6 protein-coding genes are annotated in these 6,997 nt (G+C 62.8%); 2 read left to right on the top strand and 4 right to left on the bottom strand.

What is annotated here, in order from left to right; genetic code table 11:
• On the bottom strand, nucleotides 1–1,004 hold a 1,004-nt coding region (gene fruB / locus B2V21_RS05590), incomplete at its 3' end, for a fused PTS fructose transporter subunit IIA/HPr protein (RefSeq protein WP_286916275.1).
• 335 nt (nucleotides 1,005–1,339) lie between these two features.
• On the opposite strand from fruB, the gene cra reads away from it, so the two are divergent.
• Entirely contained in the window at nucleotides 1,340–2,335 is a 996-nt protein-coding gene (gene cra / locus B2V21_RS05585) for a catabolite repressor/activator (protein WP_286916274.1), read from the top strand.
• A 2-nt stretch (nucleotides 2,336–2,337) separates the two neighbouring features.
• Nucleotides 2,338–3,126 (top strand): TatD family hydrolase, encoded by a 789-nt coding sequence (locus tag B2V21_RS05580; RefSeq protein ID WP_286916273.1) that lies wholly within the window; start codon nucleotides 2,338–2,340, stop codon nucleotides 3,124–3,126.
• 79 nt (nucleotides 3,127–3,205) lie between these two features.
• Here B2V21_RS05580 and ampE read toward each other — a convergent pair whose 3' ends face one another.
• From ampE to B2V21_RS05565, 3 genes are all read right to left on the bottom strand, one after another.
• The gene (ampE, locus tag B2V21_RS05575) at nucleotides 3,206–4,042 is read right to left on the bottom strand and encodes a regulatory signaling modulator protein AmpE (RefSeq protein WP_286916272.1); all 837 of its coding nucleotides are present in this window, start codon (nucleotides 4,040–4,042) and stop codon (nucleotides 3,206–3,208) included.
• The gene (gene ampD, locus B2V21_RS05570; protein WP_286916271.1) at nucleotides 4,039–4,602 is read right to left on the bottom strand and encodes a 1,6-anhydro-N-acetylmuramyl-L-alanine amidase AmpD; all 564 of its coding nucleotides are present in this window, start codon (nucleotides 4,600–4,602) and stop codon (nucleotides 4,039–4,041) included. Before ampD ends, ampE begins: the two co-directional genes overlap by 4 nt.
• Nucleotides 4,603–4,693: 91 nt before the next feature.
• A complete protein-coding gene (locus tag B2V21_RS05565) occupies nucleotides 4,694–6,916 on the bottom strand; it encodes a DUF1631 domain-containing protein (protein ID WP_286916270.1) in 2,223 nt (740 codons plus the stop codon).
• Nucleotides 6,917–6,997: the final 81 nt, after the last annotated feature.

Here is a 6,997-nt window from a genome sequence, read left to right as displayed (position 1 = left end):
AGCAGCTTGCTCAGGCTCTTGGCGGACACGGCAAGGCCGCCGGACTCGACCACCCGCAAGCGGATCTCGCCGTCGAAGCTCTTCGCCAGCTGCGCCAGGATCTTCGCCGGGCGGGCATGCAGGCCGTGGGCGTTGGCCAGTACGATACGCGCACTGGGCCAGTCGGCTGGCAGCTCGCCACCGAGCGCTTCGAGCACTGCCCGCGTGCTGGTGGCGCCGCCTAATTCGTTGCCGCGGCCTTCGATCAGCAAAGCGCACAGGCGTTCGAGCAGCGCCTGGTGGGCTTCACCCAGACTCGCCAGGCAGAACAGACCAGTCAACGGCTGCCCCAGATAGCGCAGGGGCTTGTCCGGAGTGACGAACGCCAGGCCCGGACGCTTGACCGTTTGCTCGCTGTGCAGCCACCACAGGCCATCGCCCAATGGCAGCGCTTCGACCTGCTGCAGCAGCGCCGCGAAACCATTGCTTACACAATCGGCCTGGCGGAGCAGACGCGCACCGCGCCACACCAGCTCTTCGAAATCTTCGGCCATCACCCCCAGGCTGATCATCTGCGCATCCAGCGCCAATTCCTGCGGCGCCCCCTGCAGCAGTTTCAGCAGCGCTGGCGCATCGCTGGCCCGGCGCAACGCTTCACCCAGGTCGGTTTCACCCAGTGCGCGGGTCAGCAATTGCAGCAGGCGCAGGTGTTCGTCGGATTTGGCGGCAATGCCGATGGCCAGGTAAACCATCTGGCCATCGCCCCAATCCACGCCTTCGGGGAATTGCAGCAGGCGCACGCCGGTGGTGAACACCAGGTCGCGGGTATCGGGCGTACCGTGGGGAATGGCGATGCCTTGGCCAAGAAAGGTCGAGCCTTGAGCTTCACGCGCTTGCAAGCCGGCCAGGTAACCTTCGGCCACCAAACCATCGGCAACCAGTTTGTCGGCGAGCAATTGCAGGGCGGCGGGTTTATCCACGGCACTCTGGCCCATGGATATCTGCTCTATAGTGAGCTCCAGCATTGCCTCTCTCCTTTACAGCGGCGGCAGCGCGCTGAGGTATTGTTGTGAAGTTTGAGCATAGAGCACCTATGGGCGGGCTTTGTACTCTCGATACGTCCGGCCTGCGTTGCCGAGGGTAAGGGTGAGACCTCGACGAGAGATGTTTTACGGCAGGAAACGCGCAGGCTGAAACGTTTAATCTAGAATGCAGCGCACGTTACTCGATAATCTTCCATGATTGAAGTCCAACCTGTCGGTTACGTTGCCTGATCACGGCCCGACGCAACCTGACCAACGATGAATAAGCGCGATCCAGATGCTCCGGCAACGGCGCGCCGACCACAAGGAATCAACGGTTGAAACTCAGCGATATTGCTCGCCTGGCTGGCGTCTCGGTCACTACGGCCAGTTACGTCATCAACGGCAAGGCTGCTCAACAACGCATCAGCAAGGCGACGGTGGCACGCGTCGAAGCCATCGTTCAGGAACAGGGCTTCACGCCCAACCCCCAGGCGGCCGGTCTGCGCAGTCGGCACACCCGCACCCTGGGTTTCATCCTGCCGGACCTGGAAAACCCCAGCTACGCGCGCATCGCCAAGCGGCTCGAACAGGGCGCTCGCGCTCACGGCTATCAACTGCTGATCGCCAGTTCCGACGACGACGCTGCCAGTGAACTGCAATTGCTGCAACTTTTTCGCGCCCGCCGCTGCGACGCGCTGTTCGTCGCCAGTTGCCTGCCGGCCAGTGACGACAGTTACCGCGAGTTGCAGGCCAAAGGCACGCCGGTGATCGCCATCGACCGGATGATGGACCCGGCGCAGTTCTGTTCGGTCATCAGCGATGACCGCAACGCCAGCCTGCAATTGACCCAGAGCCTGCTGTTGCCCAAGCCACGGCACATCGCTCTGATCGGCGCTCGGTCAGAGCTGAGCATCAGTCAGGCACGAACCGAGGGCTTCAACACCGCGCTGGCCGATTTCGACGGCACGGTGCTGGTCGAGCACAGCGAATATTTCAGTCGCGAAGGCGGCCAGCAGTCCATGCTCGCCCTGCTCGACCAGCTTGGCCACCTGCCCGATGCAATGGTGACAACCTCCTACGTCCTGCTGCAGGGTGTGTTCGATGTCCTGCAGCAGCGCCCGCTGGATTCCCAGGCGCTGCACCTAGGCACGTTCGGCGACACCCAGCTGCTGGACTTTTTACCGCTACCGGTCAACGCCATGGCCCAGCAACACGACATGATCGCCAGCAAGGCCTTGGAACTGGCCCTGGCCGCCGTTGAACAAAAGCACTACGAGCCCGGCGTGAATGCCCTGGCCCGGACCTTCAAACAGAGGATTCACGAGGCCTGATCGTGCGCTTGATCGACACCCACACCCACCTGGATTTCCCCGACTTCGATGCCGATCGCCCGCGCGTGCTGGACAGCGCTGCGGCGCGAGGCGTGGAACGGGTGGTGGTCCTGGGCGTGCACCAGGCCAACTGGCAACGGGCGTGGGACCTGGCCCTGGCGGATGAGCGGGTGTACGCGGCCCTGGGCCTGCACCCGGTGTTTCTCGAAGAACATCAGCCCGACCATGTGAACGCACTGCGCGACTGGCTGGAACGGTTGCACGGACACCCCAAGCTCTGCGCCATTGGCGAGTTCGGTCTGGATTACTACCTCAAGGATCTGGATCGCGACCGGCAGCAGGCATTATTCGAAGCGCAGCTGAAACTGGCGGCAGATCTGGCGCTGCCGGTGCTGCTGCATGTGCGCCACAGTCATGCCGCCGTGATTGCGACGCTGAAGCGTTTCCAGCTGCCGCGGGTCGGTGTCATCCATGCGTTTGCCGGCAGTTGGGAGGAAGCGCGGGAGTACCTGAAGCTGGGCTTCAAGCTGGGCCTGGGTGGCGCGCCGACCTGGCCTCAGGCGTTACGCATGCACAAGGTGCTGCCGCGCTTGCCGCTGGACGCCATCGTTCTGGAAACCGACGCGCCGGACATGGCGCCAGCGATGCATCCTGGCGTACGCAACAGCCCGGAGCACCTGCCGGACATCGCCGAAGCGTTGGCGAAGATCATCGGCACCGACGTTCAGACCCTGGCCGCTGCGAGCACCCAGAATGCCAATGCCCTGTTCGGCTGGCCCGATGGGCAGTGACCTCTGATGCGGCTCCCGCCGCCGCTGCTACAAAAGCGGCGCGAGCCGCGTCCGGGTTCGACACGATGAACCTGAAAAATCACGCCAAAACCGAAACCACCGCCAACACCGCATACCACAACACCCCGGCCCGCACGACCATTTGCCAGAGGCTGTCCAGCGTTTCCACGCCTGCCGGGCCTACCACCGGCGTCGGCACATCGCCTGCCACACGACCGACCCGGCCGATCAGCGTCGCTGCGTCGATGTCCCAGCTGAGCACTTCGTGCAACATCACTCGGCTCACCGCCACGAAGTTGCCGACCAGTGCGAAGCTGGCCGCCAACAGGCGCACCGGCAGCCAGTCCAGGGCATGACGCAGGCGCTGCGCCCGCAGCGCCACTGCGGGATGCCGAGACTGCTCGGCCACCAAGGCCACCAGCCGATAGATCAGCGCCGCCACAGGGCCCAGCGCGGCGTACCAGAAGATCACCGCGAAAAAGCTTTGATAGGCTTCCCAGAGCAGATGGCCCTGCACCCTCTGCAGCAGGCTGTTGCCATCCTCGGCAGTGACCCCCATGTCACGTTCAGCCACGTGTACCGCCGCCTGGGTATCTTCACGGCGCCAGGCGTCGCGAAACGGCCCCAGCCCTACGGTAACGTCACCACGGCCCAGGCTGTAGATCAGCACCAGCAGATGCACCGGCAACGCCAGCAAGCCATACGCGACCGGCTGCAAGACATACAGCAGTAACGCCAGCAGCAGCGTTGGCAGTGCCACGCTGATACCCAGCACCAGCCATGGCTCGAGCGCCAGGCCCGACCGCGCCTCTAGCCGGTGCAGTTCACCGAGGAAGAACCCATCACGTTGCACGCGCTGGCGCAGACCGGAAAACTTCTCCGCCAGCAAGACCAACAGCAGCACTAGAAAGATCATCGAGCATCCTCTTCATTGAGCAAGGCGGCACGGTAACGCGCCCAATCGAAACAGGGGCCGGGGTCGGTCTTGCGACCCGGGGCGATATCGCTGTGACCGCGTATCCGCTCCACGCTCAACGCCGGGAAGCGCTCCAGCAACAGCCGGGTCAGGGTGACGAGCGCCTCGTACTGGGCATCGGCGAAGGGCTGATCATCGGTGCCTTCCAGTTCGATGCCTACCGAAAAATCATTACAGTTTTCGCGGCCGTCGAACGATGACACCCCAGCGTGCCAGGCGCGGTCCAGGCAAGAGACGAACTGCGTCACCCCACCGTCGCGCTCGATCAGAAAATGCGCGGACACCCGCAGGTGGGAAATCCCTTCGAAATAGGGATGCTCAGTGACATCGAGACGGTTCTGGAAGAAGGCCTGCACCTTGCCCGTGGCAAATTGCGCGGGCGGTAGGCTGATGTTGTGGATGACCAACAGCGAGACTTCGCCGTCAGGGCGCTCGTTGAAGTTGGGCGAGGGACAATGCCGAGCGCCTTCGCACCATCCCGTGAAACCGTTCAACCGCATCTGGAGTCCTGCTGGCCAATCAAGGAGCCCCAGTATGAACTCTCAGACCTGAGAAGTCAGACCCAGGAAGACGGCCTGCACCCAGGGCCGGTCAATTCGCCTTGAGCTTGCGCAGGTTGGTGACCACTGAATCCAGTGCCCGGTCGAACAACAGCGTGTCATCGAGCACTCGCACGGTACCGCGACGGAACTCGACCGCCAGCCCCATGCGAGTCTTTTCCAGCACCTTCATGCCAGTACGGTTGACGAACACATACTTGCCCGAGGTCTCGATGATCGCGGTCAGCTTGCAGCGCAGCTTGAACTCTTCGTTTTCCTGCAGTTCCACCCACGTGCCGACGCGCAGCTTGTCGACCTGCAGCAGGCCTGGGTCATCCTCCGGAAGACGCAGCTGGGCTTCACCATCGGCGGTTTCACCGACCGGTGCCAGGACGATCTCCTCGACCACCTGCACCAGCGACTCGTCGCCGTTCGAAGTCCCCTCGACATCCGCCAGTTCGCGCTGGAATGCCTGGACATGCAGCACTTCCAGCTGGCTGAAGAATTCACTGGTGGCGAACGGGTCGAACGCGGTGCTGGTGAGGCCGTCGCGCAGGGACTTGAGCAGACCCGGCACCAATTCCAGCAGGCGCATGCGCATATCCGGATCATCGTGAGGCTCGACGCTCCAGATCAAATCGTCGACAGTCGCCAATGCCGCCTGCCACTCATCCGAGTTGGCCCCATGCTTCAGGCACACCAGCAACAGCACTCGGCTCCACGCATCCTGCAGCAGATTGACCACCACCAGCGGCAGCGTGCGGCCCAGCAAGCGGCTGTTGAGTTCCTTCTCCACCAGATGACGTGCAAGGTCCGCGCGAGCGCGGCCTTCTTCGGCATCGCGGGTGCGCTGTTCGAGCAACTCGCTGCGGCGGCGCTCGTCATTGCTGAAGGCAAGGAAATCGACCAGCAGTTCGGAGAACAGCGAGGTGTCATCGACGAAATCGTTGAGCAGGCGCTGGACGATCTGCTCGATCCGCAAATACAAGGCATCGCGCTGGTAATCGTCGCGGCTGCCCCACCCCATCGCCGCCGAGGCGATTTCGTTGAGCAGGCGCCGGGCCGGGTGGGCGCCACGGCTGAAGAAACTCTTGTCCAGCACTGCGACCTTGAGCATGGGAATCTGCAGACGCGCGATCAAGGCCTTGAGCGAGTCAGGCAGATTGCGATCGTCGAGAATGAATTCGAAGAGCATGGCAACGAGGTTGATGACGTCCTCGTCCACCACCCCCACCACGCGAAACTTGCCGCTCTTGACGCTGACGCGGGTCAGCAATTGTTCCAGTTGTTGGCGCAGGTCGTAATCGTTCTGCGGCGTCTGCTGGGGAACGTGATGCTGCAGATGAGACAGCAGACGCATCAGGTCGCTGGTCGAGATCGGCATGGCCTCGCTGGGCGGCTCCATCTTCGGCGCCATGCTGCCACGCAGATCGTGCAGCAGATCCTGCAGGGCCCCGAACACTTCCTGCACGCTTTCATCGCGCTGGGCAGGCTTGCTCGGTGCTTCGGTGCGCGTTTCCGGTTCGACGGCCGCGGGGCGCGCACGGTCGCTGGAGCGATCGGCGGCGCGACGGGCCGGCGCGGCCTTGAGCTCGGGCAAGATTCCGGCGGCGATGAGCAACTGATTGGCCTCGGCGTAGAGCTGATCGGTATCGGTCAGGACGTATTTTTCGAACAGCTTGAGGATGATCAGCTTGACCTTGATCTCCACGCCCAGGCTGCGCCCGGCTTGAAGAAAATAGTCGCAGAGCATGACCGGGCCAAGGGGATTGGTGGAATCATCCAGGCGGCGCGTGAGCAGCACGTTCAAACGGGTGGTCAACTGGCCAAGGGCGAAGCTGTCACGGCTCAGCACCTTGCTGACCATGGCGTCCAGCGCCACGGTGCGCTCAAGCTCGTCGTTGGGCACCAAGGCCAGCTTGTCGTAGCTCAGCGGCGCAGGTGCATTGGTTTCGGCCGTGTCGTACTGACCCACGCGCACGAAGCTTTCGTAGAATTTTTCGAGGAAGCCGCGCTCGATGCTCTTGCGCTTGAGGCGCAAGTCGCGCATGGCTTCGAAAAAGGTGTTCTGATCGACGTTGTTCAACGCCCGATCGGCCATTTCGAAAAGGGTGTCGTCGGCGTTGTCGAACAACACCTGAAGGGCCTGCTTGAGTTGCAGCGCGGCTTTGTCGCGCACCTGCAACAGGACGACAGGCAGGCGCACACTGGCAGGCTGGCTCGCTGGATCGACGGCCGCCTTGTTCAGTGAAACCACTTTCCCATCGTTCGCCATCAAGAACCCCCCACCCACGAAAAAGAGCGTCGACATCCCTGCCAACCACGTGACGTCATCGCCCACCTGACCTCACAGACA

This window comes from Pseudomonas sp. UBA6276 (genome assembly GCF_002438365.1).
Lineage (GTDB): Bacteria > Pseudomonadota > Gammaproteobacteria > Pseudomonadales > Pseudomonadaceae > Aquipseudomonas > Aquipseudomonas coleopterorum.
Note: the sequence above shows the minus strand (reverse complement) of the source record. Positions and strands in the feature narration are given on the sequence as shown.

Coding starts and splice junctions, on each gene's coding strand:
- ampE (WP_286916272.1), bottom strand. CDS start 4,042: ATGATCTTTCTAGTGCTGCTGTTGGTCTTGCTGGCGGAGAAGTTTTCC.
- ampD (WP_286916271.1), bottom strand. CDS start 4,602: ATGCGGTTGAACGGTTTCACGGGATGGTGCGAAGGCGCTCGGCATTGT.
- B2V21_RS05565 (WP_286916270.1), bottom strand. CDS start 6,916: ATGGCGAACGATGGGAAAGTGGTTTCACTGAACAAGGCGGCCGTCGAT.